This window comes from Alcaligenes faecalis (assembly GCF_002443155.1).
In the GTDB taxonomy this organism is placed as follows: domain Bacteria; phylum Pseudomonadota; class Gammaproteobacteria; order Burkholderiales; family Burkholderiaceae_B; genus Alcaligenes; species Alcaligenes faecalis.
In genome coordinates, this window is the sequence record NZ_CP023667.1 from 942,416 (window position 1) to 962,691 (window position 20,276).

General features: G+C 57.0%; 14 protein-coding genes. 10 read left to right on the forward strand and 4 right to left on the reverse strand.

Going from position 1 to position 20,276, the window contains the following annotated elements; all coding sequences use genetic code 11:
* Positions 1 to 30: 30 nt before the first annotated feature.
* Together rpiA and phoU are read left to right on the forward strand one after the other, a co-directional pair.
* Complete coding sequence (gene rpiA, locus CPY64_RS04335) at positions 31 to 714, forward strand: ribose-5-phosphate isomerase RpiA (protein WP_042484348.1); 684 nt, start codon at positions 31 to 33, stop codon at positions 712 to 714.
* Between the two features lie 87 nt (positions 715 to 801).
* Positions 802 to 1,536, forward strand: coding sequence for a phosphate signaling complex protein PhoU (phoU, locus tag CPY64_RS04340; RefSeq protein ID WP_009461659.1), 735 nt, complete (start codon positions 802 to 804; stop codon positions 1,534 to 1,536).
* A 104-nt stretch (positions 1,537 to 1,640) separates the two neighbouring features.
* Here the strand turns inward: phoU and CPY64_RS04345 are convergent, their stop codons facing one another.
* The 4 genes from CPY64_RS04345 to argA all read right to left on the reverse strand — a co-directional run bounded on the left by CPY64_RS04345 (position 1,641) and on the right by argA (position 6,794).
* Positions 1,641 to 2,927, reverse strand: a complete 1,287-nt coding sequence (locus CPY64_RS04345; RefSeq protein ID WP_042484353.1) for an EAL domain-containing protein — start codon at positions 2,925 to 2,927, stop codon at positions 1,641 to 1,643.
* 257 nt (positions 2,928 to 3,184) lie between these two features.
* Complete coding sequence (locus CPY64_RS04350) at positions 3,185 to 4,642, reverse strand: SulP family inorganic anion transporter (protein ID WP_042484356.1); 1,458 nt, start codon at positions 4,640 to 4,642, stop codon at positions 3,185 to 3,187.
* A 316-nt stretch (positions 4,643 to 4,958) separates the two neighbouring features.
* Positions 4,959 to 5,231 (reverse strand): oxidative damage protection protein, encoded by a 273-nt coding sequence (locus CPY64_RS04355; RefSeq protein ID WP_009461661.1) that lies wholly within the window; start codon positions 5,229 to 5,231, stop codon positions 4,959 to 4,961.
* A 207-nt stretch (positions 5,232 to 5,438) separates the two neighbouring features.
* Positions 5,439 to 6,794: an amino-acid N-acetyltransferase gene (gene argA, locus CPY64_RS04360; protein WP_042484360.1), complete on the reverse strand. Its 1,356-nt coding sequence runs from the start codon at positions 6,792 to 6,794 to the stop codon at positions 5,439 to 5,441.
* A gap of 72 nt (positions 6,795 to 6,866) precedes the next feature.
* On the opposite strand from argA, the gene hrpA reads away from it, so the two are divergent.
* From hrpA to CPY64_RS04400, 8 genes are all read left to right on the forward strand, one after another.
* Positions 6,867 to 10,658, forward strand: a complete 3,792-nt coding sequence (gene hrpA / locus CPY64_RS04365) for an ATP-dependent RNA helicase HrpA (protein ID WP_042484363.1) — start codon at positions 6,867 to 6,869, stop codon at positions 10,656 to 10,658.
* Positions 10,659 to 10,815: 157 nt separating this feature from the next.
* On the forward strand, positions 10,816 to 14,292 hold the full coding sequence (gene dnaE, locus CPY64_RS04370) for a DNA polymerase III subunit alpha (RefSeq protein ID WP_042484365.1): 3,477 nt from the start codon (positions 10,816 to 10,818) through the stop codon (positions 14,290 to 14,292).
* The gene (locus tag CPY64_RS04375; RefSeq protein WP_042484368.1) at positions 14,289 to 15,395 is read left to right on the forward strand and encodes a glycosyltransferase family 4 protein; all 1,107 of its coding nucleotides are present in this window, start codon (positions 14,289 to 14,291) and stop codon (positions 15,393 to 15,395) included. Before dnaE ends, CPY64_RS04375 begins: the two co-directional genes overlap by 4 nt.
* Positions 15,392 to 16,234 carry a polysaccharide deacetylase family protein gene (locus CPY64_RS04380; protein ID WP_042484371.1) on the forward strand — a complete coding sequence of 281 codons (843 nt, stop codon included), beginning with the start codon at positions 15,392 to 15,394 and terminating at the stop codon, positions 16,232 to 16,234. The genes CPY64_RS04375 and CPY64_RS04380 overlap by 4 nt, the downstream gene beginning before the upstream one ends.
* Entirely contained in the window at positions 16,207 to 17,013 is an 807-nt protein-coding gene (locus tag CPY64_RS04385) for a glycosyltransferase family 2 protein (protein WP_042484375.1), read from the forward strand. Before CPY64_RS04380 ends, CPY64_RS04385 begins: the two co-directional genes overlap by 28 nt.
* Positions 17,014 to 17,046: 33 nt before the next feature.
* A complete protein-coding gene (locus tag CPY64_RS04390; RefSeq protein ID WP_042484378.1) occupies positions 17,047 to 17,763 on the forward strand; it encodes a polysaccharide deacetylase family protein in 717 nt (238 codons plus the stop codon).
* Positions 17,760 to 18,944, forward strand: a complete 1,185-nt coding sequence (locus CPY64_RS04395) for a glycosyltransferase family 4 protein (RefSeq protein WP_042484380.1) — start codon at positions 17,760 to 17,762, stop codon at positions 18,942 to 18,944. Before CPY64_RS04390 ends, CPY64_RS04395 begins: the two co-directional genes overlap by 4 nt.
* A 158-nt stretch (positions 18,945 to 19,102) precedes the next feature.
* Positions 19,103 to 20,218 carry a glycosyltransferase family 4 protein gene (locus CPY64_RS04400; RefSeq protein WP_042484385.1) on the forward strand — a complete coding sequence of 372 codons (1,116 nt, stop codon included), beginning with the start codon at positions 19,103 to 19,105 and terminating at the stop codon, positions 20,216 to 20,218.
* Positions 20,219 to 20,276: the final 58 nt, after the last annotated feature.

A 20,276-nucleotide genomic window follows, 5' to 3' on the forward strand; every position in this document is an offset into this window, starting at 1 on the left:
GGGCCAAGCCCCCCGATTTTTATATCTGCCATGTACACACAGTCCGAACTCAAACAACAGGTGGCCCAGGCCGCCGTTGACTACGTCCTTCCTTTCCTGACCCCGGATTCCATTCTGGGTGTGGGTACAGGTTCCACGGTTGATCTGTTTATTGACGCCCTGGCTGCGCACAAGCATACCTTCAAGGCCGCGGCGTCCAGCTCGGAACGCTCCACTGCTCGCCTGCAAGGTCTGGGCATTGAAGTTCAAGACCTGAATACGATCGAACGCATGGACTGGTATGTCGATGGTGCCGACGAAATCGATGCCGCCCTGAACATGACCAAAGGCGGTGGTGGCGCACTGACTCGCGAGAAAATCGTGGCTTCGGTCTCGGACAAGTTTCTGTGCATTGTGGACGACTCCAAGCTGGTAGAACGTCTGGGGGCTTTCCCCTTGCCGGTGGAAGTCATTCCCATGGCCAAGAATGCGGTCGCCCGTCAGTTGCGTGCCCTGGGCGGCAATCCCGTCGAGCGTACGGGCTTTGTCACGGATAACGGCGGCCTGATTCTGGACGTGTCCGGTCTGTCCATTGAAGACCCGGCTGCTTTGGAAGCGCGCATCAACAATATGCCCGGTGTGGTGTGTTGCGGTCTGTTCGCCATTGCCCCGGCCAGTGTGGCCTTGATTGCCGGTCAACAAGGGGTACGTACCCTGTCGGGCAACGGTTTCTGAATTTTAATGTCTCTGTCATAATCGGTGCTTAATCTATGCACGGATTAAGCGCTGGCGCGAGCCATTTTGCTGTTAAAGAAGGCCACTATGAACGAACATACCAATAAGCAGTTTCACTCCGATCTGGAGGCCACCCGTTCGCTGTTCTTGCAGATGGGCGGTATTGTTGAATCGATGGTTCGCAGTGCGACCGAAGCCCTGCAAACCGGGGATATGTCGCTGGTTGACCAGGTTCGCGAGCGTGAAAAAGAAATCAACCGCCTGGAAGTGGAGATTGACGAGCGCATCACCAACCTGATCGCCCGTAATCAGCCCACCGCCATTGACCTGCGCATGTTGCTGTCCATCTCCAAAATGCTGACCGATATGGAACGCTGCGGGGACGAGGCCGAGCGCATCGCCAAGATGGCTCGCCGTCTGCACGAAGGTACCGCTGGCTACGAGCCTGTGGTCGAGCTGCGTCACATGAGCTCCTCGGTCGCTGGCATGATCAACGATGTGCTGGACGCCTTTGCGCGCCAGGACGCCGTGCACGCGGCACAGATTGTGCGCAGCGACAAGGAAGTGGATCGTGAATGGAAGGGTTCGCTGCGTCACATCATCACTTACATGATTGAAGACCCGCGCACGATCTCGCACTCTATTGACCTGATCTTTATCGCCCGTGCGCTGGAGCGTATTGGTGACCACGCCAAGAATATGGCTGAACGCGTGATCTACATGGTGCGTGGTGACGATGTGCGTCACACCGGTGTGAAGAACACCGAACGTACGGCACGTGGTGAGCCTTTGCCCGAACCGGAATCCGAAGACAAAGCCTGATTCTGATCCTGGCCTTCTTGCGTCAAGCCTTGCATGGTGTCATGCAAGGCTTGTTTGCTTTTTGGGGGGAGAGAAATGGGCGTCTGGCCTGCTGGGTTCCCCGCCTAGAAGCCAAAGCCGTAATCCGCCAGAGGCTCACCGGGGTAGAACTGGGTACGAACGTACACCGCATCCCGCACGGTAATCACATCAGAAGGTTTGAGCCAGTGTGGGTGGATTGTGGGCAGGGCCAGCAGAAAACCTTGAACACCATGAGCCCCGGACAGGCGCACAAACTCCAGATCCGCTTCATCCTCAACGCCCTCAATCACCACGTAAGGGCTGTAGTCGGCACAAACATTGACCAGATTACGTAGCAAATGTGCAGGCTGACCGGGAGTACGGGCTCGCAACAAGATAGAGCGGTCAATTTTGATAATGTCGGCGTGGGTCTGCACCAGAAAAGCCAGGGTGCTGTTGCCGGAGCCGGTGTCATCCAGGGCGATCCGCACCCCGAGATTTTGCAGCTGAGCAATCAGGCGCAGCGCGGTGGGTTTGTGAGCAATTGTGCCGGTTTCGGTCACTTCCAGAATCAGGCGTTGTGCCACATCGGGACGGCTGTCCAGATAGCTGAACAAGTCTTGCCACCATAAATCGTCCTGCAAGGAGCCGGCAGACAGATTCGCCCCCAGACACAGGGCAGGTTGGGCACTCAACAGTTCAACCACGCTGTGTAGAACACTGCGATCCAGCCGGGAAATCAGCCCCAGGCGCTCCAGGGCGCTAATCGCTTCAGGCAGTTGGTAATCAGCCTGGTCCTGGTGACGAATCAGGGCTTCTTCATAAAAGTATTTGTTCTGGTGCTGCTCACCCAGGTGGTAGACCGGCTGGAAGGCCAGCACCAAACGGCCAGCCTGCAAATCATCCAGCATCTGTACTGCCAGCGTCATGTCGTCCCGGTAAGTCTGGGCCCATACCTTGTGCCAGGCCGCCAAGGTGGCCGGGTGGCTATGGGAGCAGGGGTTGGGGGCGGGAGGGTGCAGCAGATCCTTGTCGTACTGGCGGTGGTCGAAATGGTAGGCCACCTGTGTATGCAAATAGATGCGTGTGTCTTCGTGTGCAATCGGGTCACACTCCAGCGCGGCCCCCAGCAGTTGGGCCAGGGCATGGGGATGGGCGCGCTGGAAACGGTTTTGCCTGCCCAACTGGCCCAGGGCAATCAGCACAAAATCGCCTTGAATAAAGACCTCGTCCGATTTCAGACCGCAATCGAGCAGCCTTTGCTGCACGGTATCCAGAACAAAAGCGTGAAAGTCCGCGCCATACAAAGCCTGCAAGTAGCTCAGATTGACCAGCCACAAGCGCAAGTGGGTGGAGCAGTGATCAATCACGGGTATGTCTAGGCGGCTCATGAACTTCTTTTCCTGTGGGTAAAGCAAGTAAGCGGCTGCGCGGCACCCCATCATGCGTGTGCCGGGCTGCTCAGAAAGAGGCAAGGGATAGGGAACCCGTTTAGCTGCAAGAGCTAAGCTTGCCTACGCGCACCCCACGAGTGCATCAAGGCCAGCCGTGATTCTCTTCCCTGGAGCTAGGAATAACTGTTGAAAATTCCCATTTCTTTTGATTTTTGACCATTCGGTGTCAAAACGTTGTGCCGGGTTTCATTTGATTACGATATTTTCAGGTAAGAGGCAAATTGTTTGACCAAGGGACTGGTGCTGGCATCCAGCCCATGAACGTCAACTTGACTGCCACCACGGCGCAGTTTCAGCACCACCCGGTCCAGCGCGTCGACCGAGGTTAAATCCCAAAAGCGTGTCTGGCTGACATCGATGCAGATATAAGGGACTTTTTCCTGGTAATCAAACTGCGAGGTGAAGCTTTCGGAGGAGGCGAAGAACACTTGTCCGGAAACCAGATAGCTACGTGTTTGCCCGTCCTCGCTAAGGGTGGAAACGACGTGCAAGATACGGCGTACCTTGTGGGCAAAGAAGACACCCGAAAACAGAACGCCTGTCAGCACGCCTTTGGCCAAGTCGTGGGTGGCAACGGTTACCACAACCGTTGCCAGCATGACGACGCTGGAGGTTTTGGGGTGAACCACCAGGTCTTTGACAGAGCCCCAGTTAAAGGTGCTGATCGAGACCATGATCATGACGGCCACCAGGGCGGCCATGGGGATTTGCCTGACCCACTCATCCAGAAACACGACCAGTATCAGCAATACGACACCGGCCGTCAGCGTGGACAATCGGCCACGGCCACCCGACTTTACGTTGATAACGGATTGGCCAATCATGGCACACCCGGCCATCCCGCCCATAAAGCCTGTTGCGATATTGGCGATGCCTTGACCCACGCACTCCTTGTCCTTGTTGCTGCCGGTATCGGTCATGTCGTCCACGATGGTGGCTGTCATCAGTGATTCCAGCAGGCCCACCACACACAGGGTTGCCGAGTAGGGCAGGATGATTTGCAGCGTTTCCCACGTAAACGGGACCTGGGGAATCAGGAAGCTGGGCAGGCTGTCCGGCAAGGCGCCCATATCGCCGACCGTACGAATATCCAGCTCGAACACCCTATAGGCAATGCTCAACACAATGATGGCGACCAAGGGCGAAGGCACGGCCTTGGTGAAATAAGGCAGTCCGTAGATGATGAGCAGTCCCGCCGCTGTCATGGCGTAAACCGGCCAACTGACATTGGTCAGTTCCGGTAACTGGGCCATGAAAATCAAGATGGCCAAGGCATTGACAAAGCCGGTGATGACGGAGCGTGAGACGAACTGCATGAGCTGACCCAGGCGTAGAAAGCCGGCCAGCATCTGCAATATACCGGCAAGAATGGTGGCCGCCAGCAGGTAGTCCAGGCCATGTTCTTTGACCAGCGTCACCATGACCAGAGCCATGGCCCCCGTGGCCGCCGAAATCATGCCAGGTCGACCGCCGACAAAGGCAATCAGTGTGGCAATGGAGAAAGAAGCATACAGACCCACTTTGGGGTCCACGCCTGCAATGATGGAAAAGGCGATTGCCTCGGGGATCAGTGCCAGGGCGACGACCAGGCCAGCCAGCAAGTCACCCCGAACGTTGGAGAACCACTCCGTTCGAATTTTTTCAATAAACATAAATACACCGTGCTCAAGCAGAGATAACAAGCCTGTGTGCCCGGATCGGTTAGCGAGCAGGCGGGACACAAGGCAAACACGAACAAGCCCATAGCAACAGCGTGCTACGAACCGGTCAGAGGTAGGGGATGCAAGAAAGGAGCGCTCTTGCGGCGCGTTGCCTGCTTAGGGCGGTGTGACTGAATGGAAGTGTCCGCGCGGCATGGCTGAGCCCCGGTAATCAAGCGGTGCGAGTGTGAGGAATGCGAGAGTAGCCATGGGCAGAATTGTACTCAGAAAACGGACCGCCGTTCAGCGATCCGCATTCTGCAAAGACTTAGGCGCTGGGGGCGGTAAAGCCGTCCGCTTCCACGTCCTTGTCTTCAAACAGATATTGCTCCATCTGTTCTTTCAAATACGTGCGGGCACGGGCGTCAGCCAGGTTCAGGCGGTTCTCGTTTACCAGACGGGTTTGCACGTCCATCCAGTTGGCCCAGGCCTGTTTGGAGATCGAGTGCCAGATCTTGGTACCCAGTTCGCCGGGGTAGGGGGGAAACTCCAGGCCCTCGGCTTCCTGTTTCAGCTTCACACAGTGAATCATGCGTGCCATATGCTTTCCTTTTTAATCAAATACTTGAATGGGCGTATTGTACTGAGGGCATAAAGGCCGTCAAACCAGCCCGATGGCGGCTTGATGTACCAGGCGAATGATTTGCTGCCCATCATGCCCGGGCTTGATGACACCAAGGCGATGCGTGGGCATCGCCTTGCCTGTTTTTTTGCAGTGGGCAGGACCTTGGAAGTTCAGCGCAAAGGTTTAAAGCTTCTTGATAAAGACCATGCTGTTGCGGGAGCGGTTGTAATGCGACTGCTTGCCCTTGGGCAGATCCGACACGCCACCTTGCACAAAACCGCGCTTGATAAACCAGTGCGAGGTGCGGGTGGTCAGCACGAACAGACGCTTGAAACCGGCCGCACGGGCCTTGGCTTCGGTATGACGCAAAAGGATTTCGCCTTCGCCCGAGCCTTGCCATTCCGGGTGCACGATAAGACAGGCCATCTCGGCCATACTTTCTTCTTCGTAGGGGATCAGGGCAACGCAGCCGTAAATAATGCCATCGTGCTCCAGAACCGTGAAGCGTTCCACTTCGCGCTCGATGACTGAACGACCACGGGGCACCAGGGTGCCATCAATTTCCAGAGGTTCAATCAACTGCACAATCGCACCCACATCGTCCAGATTGGCCGGGCGCAAATCATCCAGTGTGTCTTCCACCACCATGGTGCCCACCCCGTCGTGGGTGAAGATTTCCAGCAAAATGCTGCCGTCCTGCTTGTAGGGCACCAAGTGCGCACGGGCAATACCGCGCTTGACGGCTTGCGAGGCATAGCGCAGGAAGGTGGAGCAGTCCTGGTCCAGCTTGCCCGAGGCCAGCAGGCCATCAGCATCGGCACGGGCCAGTTCTGAATCAATATCCAGATTATTGGAGTGACCAATATGCTCTGGCGTCAGGAAAATCAGTTTTTCAGCGCGCAGGGCGATGGCCGTGCTGGTTGCCAGATCTTCCATATCCAGGGTAAAGGCCTCCCCGGTTGGAGAAAAACCCAGCGGGGAGAGTAGAATAAGCGCTCCTTGATTCAGGATGACGCGCATGGCGTCCACATCAAGTTTGCGCACCGCACCGGAATGCTTGAAGTCCAGACCATCAATGACCCCCACAGGACGCGCGGTCACAAAGTTGCCCGAAATAATGCGAATCTGGGCATGTGACATGGGGGTGTTGGGCAAACCCTGGCTGAATGCGGCTTCAATATCCAGGCGAATTTCACCGGCAGCCTCTTTGGCGCATTCCAGAGCGACCGCACTGGTCGGCTCGGTACCGCGGCCAAATTGCGTGGTTTCGCCTTTCAGGCGCAGCTGCTCATTGACCTGGGGGCGTGAGCCATGCACCAGCACCAGCTTGATGCCCAGTGCCGACAGCAGCGACAAGTCCGGGATCAGGGTGTAGAGCAACCCATCGTTGATGAGCTCGCCCCCAAAGGCCACCACGAACGTCTTGCCACGAAAATCGTGTACATAAGGCGCCACTTCCCTGAACCATCGCACAAATTGTGCCTGGGATTCATCAGGGGTGTCGATGGCGTTGTACGAGTCGGGGATGTCTGTGTTCATTGCGGGGGATCTTTGCGTCCAAATGGTTTCAAGCCAAAATTATAATGATGTCTGTACCAGAAACTACCTTTCATGCACGAGTCCGACGAATTGACTGAAAACCCACACTCTTTACCAACAATTTCTTATCCTGATGACCTGCCAGTCAGCGCCCGACGGGCCGAAATTGCGCAGGCGATCAAAGACCATCAGGTGGTCATTGTGTGTGGTGAAACCGGCTCGGGCAAAACCACTCAATTACCCAAAATCTGTCTGGAGCTGGGCCGTGGCCTGCAGGGCAAGATTATTGGCCATACCCAGCCGCGCCGTCTGGCGGCCACGTCGGTCGCCAAGCGCATTGCCCAGGAGCTGCAATCCGAGATTGGTGACTGGGTAGGGTACCAAATCCGCTTTAATGACAAGACCGGGCCGCGCTCGGCCATCAAATTGATGACGGACGGGATCTTGCTGGCCGAGTCCCAGCGCGATCCTTTATTAAGTCGCTACGACACCATCATTATTGACGAGGCCCATGAACGCAGTCTGAACATTGACTTCCTGCTGGGCTTTTTAAAGCAGCTGCTGCCACGGCGTCCGGATCTGAAGCTGATCATTACCTCGGCCACGATTGATGCCGAGCGTTTCGCGCAGCACTTTGCCCACAAGGGCAAGAAGGCGCCAGTGATCGAAGTATCGGGCCGTCTGTATCCCGTCGATATTGTGTATCGCCCGATTCTGGACCCGTCCTTGGTCGATACCGAGGAACGCCGCTCTGCCTCCGAGGAAGAGCGGGATCTGATGCAAGGCATTGTGGATGCGGTGCAGGAATGCGCCCGACACGGTACTGGCGATATTCTGGTGTTCCTGCCCGGCGAGCGCGAAATCCGTGAAGCGACCGAAGCGCTGGAAAAAGAAAAGCCCATCAATACCGTGATCCTGCCTTTGTTTGCGCGTCTGTCGCAGGCGGATCAGGAACGTATTTTTCGCCCCAAAGGTACTGCGCGTCGTGTGGTGCTGGCGACCAACGTGGCCGAAACCTCCTTGACCGTACCCGGCATACGCTTTGTGGTTGATAGCGGTCTGGCCCGTATCAAGCGCTATTCCTGGCGCAACAAGGTCGAGCAGTTGCGTATTGAAGCGATCAGCCAGGCCTCGGCCAGCCAGCGGGCAGGGCGTTGCGGTCGTATTGGCCCCGGTATCTGTATTCGCCTGTATGACGAACAGGACTTCAAGAGCCGCCCCCCCTTTACGGATCCCGAGATTCTGCGTTCCTCGCTGGCCTCGGTGATTCTGCGCATGAAGGCCTTGCATCTGGACGATGTGGAAACCTTCCCCTTTGTGGAGCCGCCCACTGGCCGGGCGATTGCCGATGGCTATCAGATTCTGCAAGAACTGGGTGCGCTGGATGAACAGCAGCGCCTGACCAAGGTGGGTCGTTCTCTGGCCAAGCTGCCTGTGGACCCGCGTGTGGCCCGCATGATTCTGGCCGGTCATGAACATCATTGTTTGACGGAAATGCTGATCGTGGCCTCGGCCATGTCCGTGCAAGATCCGCGGGATCGTCCTGTGCACGAACGTGAGGCGGCCAATCAGGCCCATGCCCGTTTCAATGACGACAAATCCGAGTTCCTGTCCTATGTGAAGCTATGGAACTGGCTGGAAGAGCTGTCGCAGGAACAAAGCTCGCAGCGCAAGTTTGCCAATAGCGTCAAACAGGCTTTGTTGTCCCCGCTGCGCATCCGGGAGTGGCGTGATGTTCATACCCAATTGCGCAGTCTGGTGCAGGAACAGCGCTGGGTCGCCAACCCCTCGGCAGCCACTTATGAGCAGGTGCATCTGGCCTTGCTGACGGGTCTGATCGGCAATATTGGCTACAAGAGCGAAGAAACCGGCGTCTATCAGGGCACGCGTGAGCTGCGCTTTGTGATTCACCCCGGTTCCAAGCTGGTCAAGAAAGCAGGCCGCTGGATTCTGGCTGGCGAGTTGATGGAAACTACGCGACTCTTTGCCCGCTGTGTGGCGCGTATCGAGCCGCAATGGATTGAAAAAGTTGGCGCCCATTTGCTGCGTAAAACCTGGGGCGATCCGCGTTGGGAGAAGAAAGCTGGCCAAGTGGTAGCCAACGAACGCGCTACCTTGTACGGCTTGCTGATTTACAGTGGTCGTCGCATTCACTTTGGCCGCATTGATCCGGTGCAGGCCCGCGAATTGTTCTTGCGCCAGGCTCTGGTGCCGGGCGAGATTGATTCCAACCTGCCTTTCCTGCGTCATAACCGTCAGCAAATTCAGGCGGTAGAGCGTTTGGAGCACCAATCTCGCCGTCCTGACATTCTGGTGGATGAGGAACTGATCTACGCCTTTTACGATCAGCGCATCCCCAAGGACGTGTACCAGACCGCCACATTGGAAAAGTGGTTCAAGGGCTTGTCCAAAGAGGAGGCCAAGGGCCTGGAGCTGAACCGCGACGAGCTGATGCAGCACGACGCAGCGGGTATCACCACCGAGGTCTTTCCGCGCTCCGTTGAATGGCAGGGTGTGAAGATGGCGCTGGATTATCACTTCGAGCCGGGTTCGGTGCGCGATGGGGTGACTTTGAGTGTGCCCTTGTTCGCCTTGAACCAGATCGACGCCGCGCGTTGTGAATGGCTGGTGCCCGGCATGTTGAAAGAAAAAGTGCTCGCGTTGCTGAAATCCTTGCCACAGCGTATTCGCCGCCATTGTGTGCCTTTGCCCGATTACGCCGCCGCCTTTCACCAGCGCTGGTTTGAAAAAGCGGCCGATCCGGGCATGAGCCTGCTGGACGCGATTTCCCAGGATATGTGGGCGCACGTCAAACAAAGACCACAGCGCAGCGATTTCAAGCCGGAAACGCTGGCGACGCACTTGTTCATGAACTTCCGGGTGATTGACGAGCATGGTCGCATGTTGTCGGGCGGCCGAAATCTGGACCAGCTCAAGGCCGAACATGGCCGTCAGGCGCAGGCCTCCTTCCAGCAGATGGCCGCCAGCGACGAGCAGGTGGCGCAGGTGCTGGATCACGAGCAACTGACCAGCTGGAGCTTTGGTGAACTGCCCGAGCTGATGGAAATCAAGCGCAAGGGACGCAGCTTTATTGGCTACCCCGCCTTGATTGACAAGAAAACCCATTGCGATCTGGATGTATTTGACGACCCGGCCCAGGCTCAGCGTCAACACCGACTGGGTTTGCGCCGTCTGTTCCGCCTGGCTTTGCGCGAGCAGGTGCGCTTTCTGGAAAAGAACATTACGGATCTGACCCGCATCAGCATGCTGTACATCAACCTGGGGACGCAGGAACAATTGCGTGACCAGATTATTGATGTGGCTCTGGAGCAGTCCTGCATGATGGAACCCTGGCCCAAGAACCAGGCGGAGTTCGAGGCCCGTGTACAGGAAGGGCGTAGCCGTCTGGGTCTGGTGGCCCAGGAAGTGGCGCGTCTGGCCGGGCAGATCTTGAATGAATGGAGTGCTGCCCAGAAGAAACTGGCGCAAATCAAAGCACACCCCGAGGCTTTGAAAGACATACAGCTGCAATTGAATGCCCTGATGCCCACTTTGTTTCTGGAAAGCAATGAGTACGCGCAGCTGGCTCATATGCCGCGCTACCTGAAAGCCGTACAAACTCGGGTGGACAAGCTGCGTGCCGACCCGGCTCGCGATCAACGCTTGATGCAGGATATGTCAGTCTTGCTGACGAAGTACCAGCGTGCCGTCGCGGCGCTGAAAGGTGCGACTGATAGCGGCTTGCGGGACTTCCGCTGGATGCTGGAGGAATTGCGCGTGTCCTTGTTTGCCCAGGAACTGCGCACCCCTATGCCTGTCTCGGTCAAGCGGCTGGAAAAAGCCTGGGCTGCCTTGCAGCGCTAGATTGTTTGTTATTTTGGTATTGGTCGGCAGGGGGCGGGTGATTGTGCGTTTGTTGTTCAGCGAGATGTGAACCAATCGAAACATATTGCCTGCCCTTATTCACCCTGAGCATCGCTTCAGGGTCACCAATGTCTATTGGCTTCAGTACAATTCCATCATGAGCGAAACCACCCCTTCCTTTGTCCATTTGCGATCCCACTCGGAGTTCTCCGTGGTGGACGGCATCGCCCGTATTCCCGAAATGATCAAAAAAGCGCAGGCCTATGGGCAGCCTGCGCTGGCTTTGACGGATTTGTGCAACTTGTTTGGGCAGATCAAGTTCTATACCTCGGCGCGTAAAGCCGGGCTGAAAGCCATCATGGGTTGTGATATCTGGCTGCAGAACGAGGAAGACCGCGAAAAACCGTCGCGCTTGTTATTGCTGGTGCAAAACGAGGCTGGTTACCTGAGCCTGTGCGACATTCTGACCCGTGCCTGGCTGGGCAACCAGTACAAGGGGCGAGCAGAAGTGCAGCGCGCCTGGCTGAAAGAGTGCAGTGGCCTGATTGCCCTGTCCGGTGGACGTATGGGCGATGTGGGCCAGGCCCTGGCCGATGGCAATCTGGAATTGGCCCGTGATTGCGCCCGCCACTGGGACAGTCTGTTCCCGGGCGCTTTCTATATTGAGTTGCAACGCAGCGGTGCGGACGGCGATGAACTGTATGTACAAGCTGCCATGCGCTTGGCCGCGGAGCTGGACCTGCCCGTGGTGGCGACGCACCCGATTCAATTTATTGCACCGGACGATTTCCGCGCGCACGAGGTGCGGGTATGTATTGCCGAAGGCGAGCAGTTGGCCAACCCCAAGCGCGTGAAGCGTTTTACGCAAGAGCAATACTTTCTCAGTACGGATGAAATGCAGCAACGTTTTGCGGACGTTCCTGTTGCGCTGGAAAACACGCTGGAAATTGCCAAGCGTTGCAACCTGGAGCTGGAACTGGGCAAACCGTATCTGCCCGACTTCCCCACACCTGAAGGCATGTCACTGGGTGACTTTCTGATTCAGCAGGCCAAAGAAGGTCTGGAAACCCGCTTGAAGCAGTTGTATGCCGACCCCGAGGAGCGCGAGAAGCAACGCCCGACCTACGAAGAGCGCTTGATGTGGGAGTGCAACACCATCATCTCCATGGGGTTCCCGGGCTACTTCCTGATCGTGGCGGACTTCATTAACTGGGGCAAGCACAATGGCGTGCCCGTAGGACCAGGCCGAGGCTCGGGTGCGGGTTCCCTGGTGGCCTACAGCATGGGGATTACCGACCTGGACCCCTTGCGCTATGACTTGCTGTTCGAACGTTTCCTGAACCCCGAGCGGGTTTCCATGCCTGACTTTGACGTGGACTTTTGCCAGGACAACCGCGAACGCGTTATTGATTACGTTAAACAGAAATATGGCCGTCAGGCCGTCAGTCAGATCGCCACATTCGGTACCTTGGGTGCGAAAGCGGTGGTGCGCGACGTAGGCCGCGTGCTGGAGTTGCCCTACAGCCTGTGCGATGGCTTGTCCAAACTGATTCCGTTCAACCCCGCCGATCCCTGGACGCTGGAGCGTGCGCTGGCCGACGAGCCTGCCTTTCGCGAGCGTTACGAGAACGACGAGGAAGTCAAAGCCCTGATCGACCTGGCTCGCCCCCTGGAAGGCCTGACCCGTAGCGTGGGCATGCACGCTGGGGGCGTGCTGATTGCGCCCGGCAAATTGATTGATTTCTGCCCGCTGTATGCGCAGTCCGGCCCCGATGCCAACGCCGTGTCTCAGTACGACAAGGACGACGTGGAAGCCGCTGGCCTGGTCAAGTTCGACTTTCTGGGCCTGCGTAACCTGACGATTCTGGATTGGGCGGTGCGCTACGTGCGCCAGTTCAACGCAGACAAGCGCGAGTTCGACATCATGGCCTTGCCCTTGGATGACGACGCCTCCTACAAGCTGCTGTGCGAAGGGAATACGACAGCGGTGTTCCAGCTGGAATCGCGCGGGATGAAAGAGCTGCTGCGCAGTCTGCGCCCCTCCACCTTTGAAGACATTATCGCCATGCTGGCCCTGTATCGTCCGGGGCCGCTGGAGTCGGGCATGGTGGTGGACTTCGTGAACCGGAAACACGGTCGGGCTGAAGTGGATTATTTCCACCCGGATCTGGAGAGCACCCTGAGCAGTACCTACGGGGTGATTGTCTACCAGGAACAGGTGATGCTGATCTCGCAGATTATCGGTGGCTACTCGCTGGGTGGTGCCGACTTGCTGCGTCGTGCCATGGGCAAGAAAAAGCCCGAGGAAATGGCCAAGCACCGCGTCCTGTTCGAGGAAGGGGCAGTCAAGAAAGGCCACGACCCAGAATTGGCGGTCAAGCTGTTTGACCTGATGGAAAAGTTTGCGGGCTACGGCTTTAACAAGAGTCACTCCGCTGCTTACGCGCTGATTGCCTATCACACCGCCTGGTTGAAGGCTCACCATCCGGCCGAGTTCCTGGCTGCGACCTTGCTGTCCGATATGGACGATACCGACAAGGTGCAGATTTTCTGGAAGGACGCGCTGGCCAACGGTGTAGAAGTCTTGCCACCGGATATCAATGCGTCCAACTACCGCTTTGAGCCGGTCAAGGACAGCTATACCGAAAAAGGCTTGCCGCCGCGCACCATGCGTTATGGCCTGGGCGCCGTGAAAGGTACCGGTCAGGCCGCCGTTGAAGCCATTGTGGACGCTCGCAAGCAAGGTGGTCCTTTTACCAGCCTGTTTGACTTCTGCCGTCGCGTGGACCGCCATCAAGTCAACAAACGCACCATTGAAGCCTTGGTGCGTGCTGGTGCTTTTGACTCGATTGATGAAAACCGCGCCGCCTTGCTGGCCAGTATCGGGGCGGCTACGGAAGCTGCCGAACAGGCCGAACGTAGCGCGAACCAGTCCTCGCTGTTTGCTGATGACTCCAACGATATTGTGGAGGGCGAAGTTGCGAAAGTTGCCCCCTGGAGCCTGCAGGATCGCTTGCGTCAGGAAAAGACGGCGCTGGGCTTTTACTTCAGCGGCCACTTGTTTGACGCCTGGCGCGATGAAGTCCGCCGTTTCGCACCGACACCGTTGGCATGTCTGGAAGCCTCGCGCAGCCCGCAATGGTTCGCCGGCGTGCTGTCAGCCGTGCGTGTACGCATGACACGTCGTGGCAAGATGCTGTACGCCATGCTGGATGACGGCTCGGCGCAGCTGGAGGTGGCGATCTTCAATGAGTTGTTTGAAGAGCACCGCCAGCGTCTGAAAGAAGATCAGTTGATCATCATCCAGGGCAAGGTCAGCAACGACGATTACACCGGCGGCCTGCGTATCAATGCCGACGCTATTTTCGACTTGCAGCTGGCCCGTGAAGCCCGTGCCAGTTGCCTGAGTATTGGCCTGAACAATAATGCCGACGCACAGCGTCTGCAAACCTTGTTGGCGCCCCATCGTGCCGAGCAGCAGGGCGGGGTGCCGGTTGAAGTGCAGTTGCAGCGTCCCGATTACGAGTGTGTGGTGCAGTTGGGCCCGCAATGGCGTGTTCGTCTGGCCGACTCCTTGCTGGAGCAGCTGGAAGACTGGGATGCCACGCACGAGGTGGAGATCAGCTACCGATGAGGCCCTTGCGCATTCTGCACTCGGAAGCTGCCACCAGCTTTGGCGGCCAGGAAAACTACATCCTGCGCGCCATGCGCATCTTGCGCGAGCGGGGGCATCAGGTGGAGGCCGCCTGCCAACCCCATGCACAGCTGACCGAGCGCTTGCGCGACGAGGGCTTCGTTGTTCATACCTTGTTGATGGATGGCCCGGCCAATTACGTGCGCGGTGTGAGCCAATTGCGCCGGGTGCTGCGTCAAGGCCAGTTTGATGTGCTGAACAGCCATAGTCGTCGCGATACCATGCTGGCGGGTGTGGCCGGGCGGTTGGCGGGGACTCCCCTGATTGTGCGCACGCGCCATCTGGCCAAGAAAGTGGGTTCCTTGATGTCTTACACCATCGTGCCCAAGCGGGTAATCACGCCCAGCGACTATGTGCGCGATCACTTGATCGAGCGCGGTGTGAAACCCGAGCACGTCCAGGTGGTCTACCCCTGTGTTGATCCCAGCGTGATTGATTCGGCACCCGCCCTGGATTTGCGTGCCGAGTTGGGCTTGGCACCGGATACCGTGCTGGTAGGCTGCGTTGCCGTACTGCGGCGCGAAAAAGGCCATCATGAACTGATCGCCGCCATGCAGCCCTTGTTTGATCGCTATCCTCAAGTGCATTTGGTGCTGGTGGGGGGCGGCTCGCCGGGCTATGAGCAATTGCAGGCCCTGATCGCTGAGCTGGGCTTGCTGGAACGCATTCATTTGCTGGGTTCCCGCTCCGATGTACCTTCAATTCTGCCCAATCTGGATGTATTTGCCCTGGCGACTCATATGGAAGCTTCGGGCACAGCATTTGTGGAAGCGGGTTGCGCCGGGGTTCCCGTGGTGGGCAGCCGTGTCGGTGGTGTGCCGGAAATGATGCAGGAAGGCCAAAGTGGCTTGCTGGCGGATTTACACGACAAGCAGGCCTGGTGTACTGCTATAGAGCAATTGATTCAGAATCCACAGCGACGCCAAGACATGGGGGCCGCTGGTCGCCTGTTTTGTCGTAGCGACGAGCGCTTTACCCCCGTCGCCATGGGCGACCGCCTGGAGAGTGCGTACTACCGCTGGTTAAAGGAGCTTCAGGGATGAAAGTGGCAAGCACTGTGCCCGTCATGATGTATCACCATGTCACCCCCCAAGGGGGCATGATCAATGCCAGTCCCCAGCATTTCGAGCAGCATTTGCAATGGTTGAAAAAGCATGGCTGGACCAGTCTGACAACCGAACAGTTTGTCGGCCATTTGCAAGGGCAGGGCGTGCCACCCAAATCGGTGCTGATCACCTTTGACGATGGTTATCTGGATAACTGGGTCTACGCCTATCCCTTGCTGAAAAAATATGGCTTCAATGCCGTGATTTTCCTGGTGACAAGCTGGATCAAGGACGGCCCGGTACGCCCTTATCTGGGGCAAGGTCAGGAGGTGCCCGAGTGTCCGGTGCACGGCGAGTGTGAAGCGCGCATCGAGCAAGGACGCAGTGACGAGGTGATTTTGCGCTGGAGTGAAATCCACGCCATGCAGGCTGATGGCGTGTTCGAGTTCCACAGCCATACCCATACGCATACTCGCTGGGACTTGAGCGAGCAGCGCGATCAGAAAAATGACAAGATGCGTTGGGAGCTGGAACAGTCCCGCAAGACCTTGAAGGCCAATATGGGCACGGTCTCCGATCAGCTTTGCTGGCCTCAAGGTTATTTTGATCCAGATTACGTGCAGGTCGCCCAGCAGGCAGGTTTTCGCTATTTGTACACGACGCGTGCCTTTGGCTCCAACCAGCCTGGCAGCGATCCTTTGCATATTTATCGCTTCGCCGTGCGTGATACGACGGGTGTATCGGTCGGGCGCAGGCTGAATGTCGCAGTACACCCCGTGATTGGTCCGATTTTCAACAGGTGGAAAGCATGGCGTCGTCGTCAACGACAGAAGTAGAGCAGCGCGCTGTGACCGGCTCCGGCACGCGCCTGTCCGTTATCCTGATTACCAAAAACGAGCAGGCGCATATTCGTGCCTGCTTGGAGTCGGTCGCCTTTGCGGACGAGATCATTGTGGTGGATTCGGGCAGTACCGACCAGACCGTGGAAATTGCCCGCTCCATGGGCGCGAAAGTCACGGTCACCCCGGATTGGCCCGGCTTTGGCCCACAGAAAAATCGGGCGCTGGATCAGGCCACGGGCGAGTGGGTGCTGTCCATTGATGCGGATGAGCGCGTCACCCCGGAGCTGGCACGGCTGATTCAGCAAGAAATGGCCCAACCGCGTGGCACGGCTTACCGGATTGCCCGTCTGTCCGAATTTGCTGGCCGCTGGATGCGCCATAGTGGTTGGTGGCCAGACCGGGTTCTGCGTCTGTTCAAGCGTGGCACCGCCCGTTTTAACGATGCCAAGGTCCATGAAAGCGTACAGACCGACCATCCCGTCCTGATTCTGGACGGGCATTTTCTGCATTATCCCTACGCCAGCCTCGAGATCTTTATCGACAAGATCAACCGTTACTCGTCGGATGCAGCGCGTCAAATGCAGGCCAAGGGCAAAACCACCAGCCTGCCAGGTATTGCCGGACATGCCAGCTGGACCTTTGTGCGTCACTATATTGTTCGACGCGGTTTTCTGGATGGCCCGCAAGGCTTCATTCTGGCGTGCATGGCCGCTTCTGGCAGCCTGTTTCGATATAGTAAGCTGTGGTATTACACCCGTCAGAAGTCTGTTTAGCCCCTTATAATGCCGCATATGATTCCGATTCTTATGTACCACCAGGTCGGGGTGCCCGCTCCCAAAGGTTCGCCGTATCGTGGCTTGACCGTGCATCCTACTGACTTTCGGCGCCAGATGACGTGGCTGAAGCGCTTGGGCTATCAAGGTTTGTCCATGGCGCAATTGATGCCGTACCTGCGCGGTGAAAAGCAGGGCAAGGTCGTGGGAATCAGCTTTGATGACGGCTACCGTAACGTGTTTCAAAATGCCATGCCGGTGCTGGACGAGCTGGGCTTTACCGCCACTAATTACATTGTTGCGCGGCATCTGGATGGCTCCAACTTCTGGGATCAACCCAAAGGCGTACCGCATTCCGGTCTGATGTCCTTGCCCGAGCTGCGCGCCTGGGTGAATGCCGGCCATGAAGCGGGCTCGCATACCCTGGACCATGTGCATCTGACTGATGTGTCCTCGGAGATCGCCCATTACCAGATTTCACAATCCAAAGCAGAGCTGCAAGAAGCGCTGCAAGTGGAAGTCAGTGCCTTTTGTTATCCCTACGGCGACCAGAATCGGGCTATCCGCGAGCAAGTGCGTCAGGCAGGTTATCTGAACGCTACCACCACCAATCGTGGTCTGGCGCGCTCGGACGATGATTTGTTTGACCTGCCCCGCGTCACGGTTTCGCGCTCCACCAATATTTTGCGCTTTGTGCAAAAGTGCGTGACACGCCTGGAAGACAAACGCCGTACGGTTTCACGCTCATGAGTTCAGACCATACCCATGACACGCCCGCTGCGATTCCCGAGCGTCTGCGCATTGCCTTTGTGGTTGATCGTTTCGGCAACCGCTTTGGCGGTGCCGAGGCCTACGGGGTGGAGCTGATGCGCGAGCTGGCCGAAAAGCACGAAATCACCGTGTTTGCGCGTGAATATGACAGCCGCTGCGACTTGAAGCTGGCCTACGTGCCTATCCGTCATTGGTCGCACTGGCCTGGCTGGATACGCGGCATTCTGTTCGCCCGCAAGGCGGCCAAGGCCACGGCCCAAGGTTTTGATATTGTGCATTCGCATATGAACGGGTGGTGCGGGGATGTGGAAGTGGTTCATGTCACCCCAGTTCGTTTCAATTGGCGTGTGCGACCCTTGCCCTGGCTTAAAAAACTGGGTTCCTACTTCAGCCCGCGTGTCTGGGGCTATCTGGGTCTGGAAAAGCGCCGTTTGCGGCCTGGTCCTCATGCGGTTGTCGCTGTTTCAGGCTTGATTGCCGAACAATTGCAGCAAGCCTATGGCAGCGTGCACGATTATCCCGTTATCGCTCCTGGCGTGGCCTTGCCGCAAGCTGATTTGCAAGGGGAAGAGCGTGCCAAAGTGCGTGAGTCCTTGGGTTTCACCAAGGAGCAGGTCGTCTGCCTGCTGGTGGCTCGAAATCCTCTGCGCAAAGGCTTGAGCACGGTACTGGAAGCCCTGGCGAAATTGCCCTCTCATTACCGTCTGTTGGTAGTGGGCGGAAAGCCTGGCCTGCGTGACCAGATGCGTCAGCAGCTGCAGACGCTGAACATGCAGGATCGCGTCATCCTGCAGGGCGAGACCTCTAATGTCGAACCCTTTTATCGCGCTGCCGATATTTACGTGCATCCCACCCTGAATGACAGCTTTGGCATGGCACCGCTGGAAGCCATGTCCTATGGCTTGCCGGTTGTGCTAAGTCCAGCTCCATGGTGTGGCTTTGCTCAATATGTGCAGGGCGGCTATCACGCCTTGCTGCTCAGCCATCCGGAAGATGCTCAGGAACTGGCCCATGCGATTGAGAAAATCAGCAAGGATCCGGCCATGGCCAGGAATCTGATCGAGAACTCGCGTGAGTTATTGGTTCAGTTCAGCTGGCCTGCAGTCGCAACTCGCTATCAGGACCTGTATCAAAAAGTGTTGCTTCGCCGCCAAGATTAAGGGCAGGTGACGCGAGCTTTTCTCTGTTACTGATATTAAATTGTCAAAACTGCTGTTCAGTCATTGTTCAGCTTACGCAATAGCGGATACACTTTGTGGCCTGCAGGTGCTCGATCTGAGTATTTGTCTGTCATTCACAGCCGCTGACGGAGCGAGTTTTGAAGGTCCTGATCACTGATATCCACCACGGTAATGGCGGCGGCCATGTCACGTATATTTTGGGTTTGTTGCGCGGTTTGGCCCATCAGTGTGAGTTCACTCTGGCCGCACCGGCAACGGGTCGACTGTACCGTGAAGCGTCGCAAATACCCGGTGTAAGAGTATTGCCGGGGCTGTATACCGCCCGTATCGGGACGGCCTTGTCAGAGATCTGGAGCCTGCGCCGCTTTTTGCAGCGTGAAGCCTTCGACATCGTGCATTGCAATGGCAGTACCGATCATCGCCACGTCATGATCGCTTGCAAGACCTTGGCAAATCCTCCGGTCATCATCTGGACCAAACACAATACCAACCGCCTTCACAGTATGGGCAACCGTTTGCGGGCACGCTTCGGGACAGATCTTTGTATTGCTGTCAGTGATTATGTCGCTCGACAACTGGCCAATTCTGATTATCGTCGCTGTAGTGTCGAGCGTATTTATCACGGCCTGGATCTGGAGCATTACCGACCCGTTTCCCTGCAGGAAAAGCAGATTGCACGGCAGAAGCTTTTTGCTGCGGAGCTTGCGCCGGACTGTCTGGTGTTGGGCTCGGTAGGTGGTACGGATCTGGAAAAAGGCTGGTTGTTGCTGGTGGAGGCGCTGGCCCGTCTGGAGCCAGAGCTGAAACAGCGCGTCCGCGTGGTGGTTGCCGGGGATCCGCCTACAGCAGCCGTCTGCGAAAAAGTGCAGGCCCTGGGCTGTGCCGAGCAAGTGCTCTTTCCTGGATTGGTCAAGGATGTACGCTCGGTGTTGGCCGCATGCGATGTGGGTTTTGTGCTGTCCTATAAAGAGTCAGCCTCGTACGCTTGTTATGAGTCCCTGGCCTTGGGCTTGCCCGTGTTGATTTCCAATGCTGGCGGTTTGCCGGAAAGCATTGAGCACTTGCATGAGGGATGGGTGGTGCCTTGCGGGGATGTGCTGGCCATTGAAGCCCATGTGCGTGACATGTTGTGCCAGAAGTACTGTTTGCATACAGTGGGCCAGCGGGCGCGGCATCGCGCAGAACAGCGTTTTGATGCGCAGCGCTTTTCGCTGGATACGTATCAAGCCTATTTGAAAGCGCGGGCCTTGTAGCAGTCTGCTTATTGAAGACATATAAAAGAGGTGTTCTGATTTGAATTCAGAACACCTC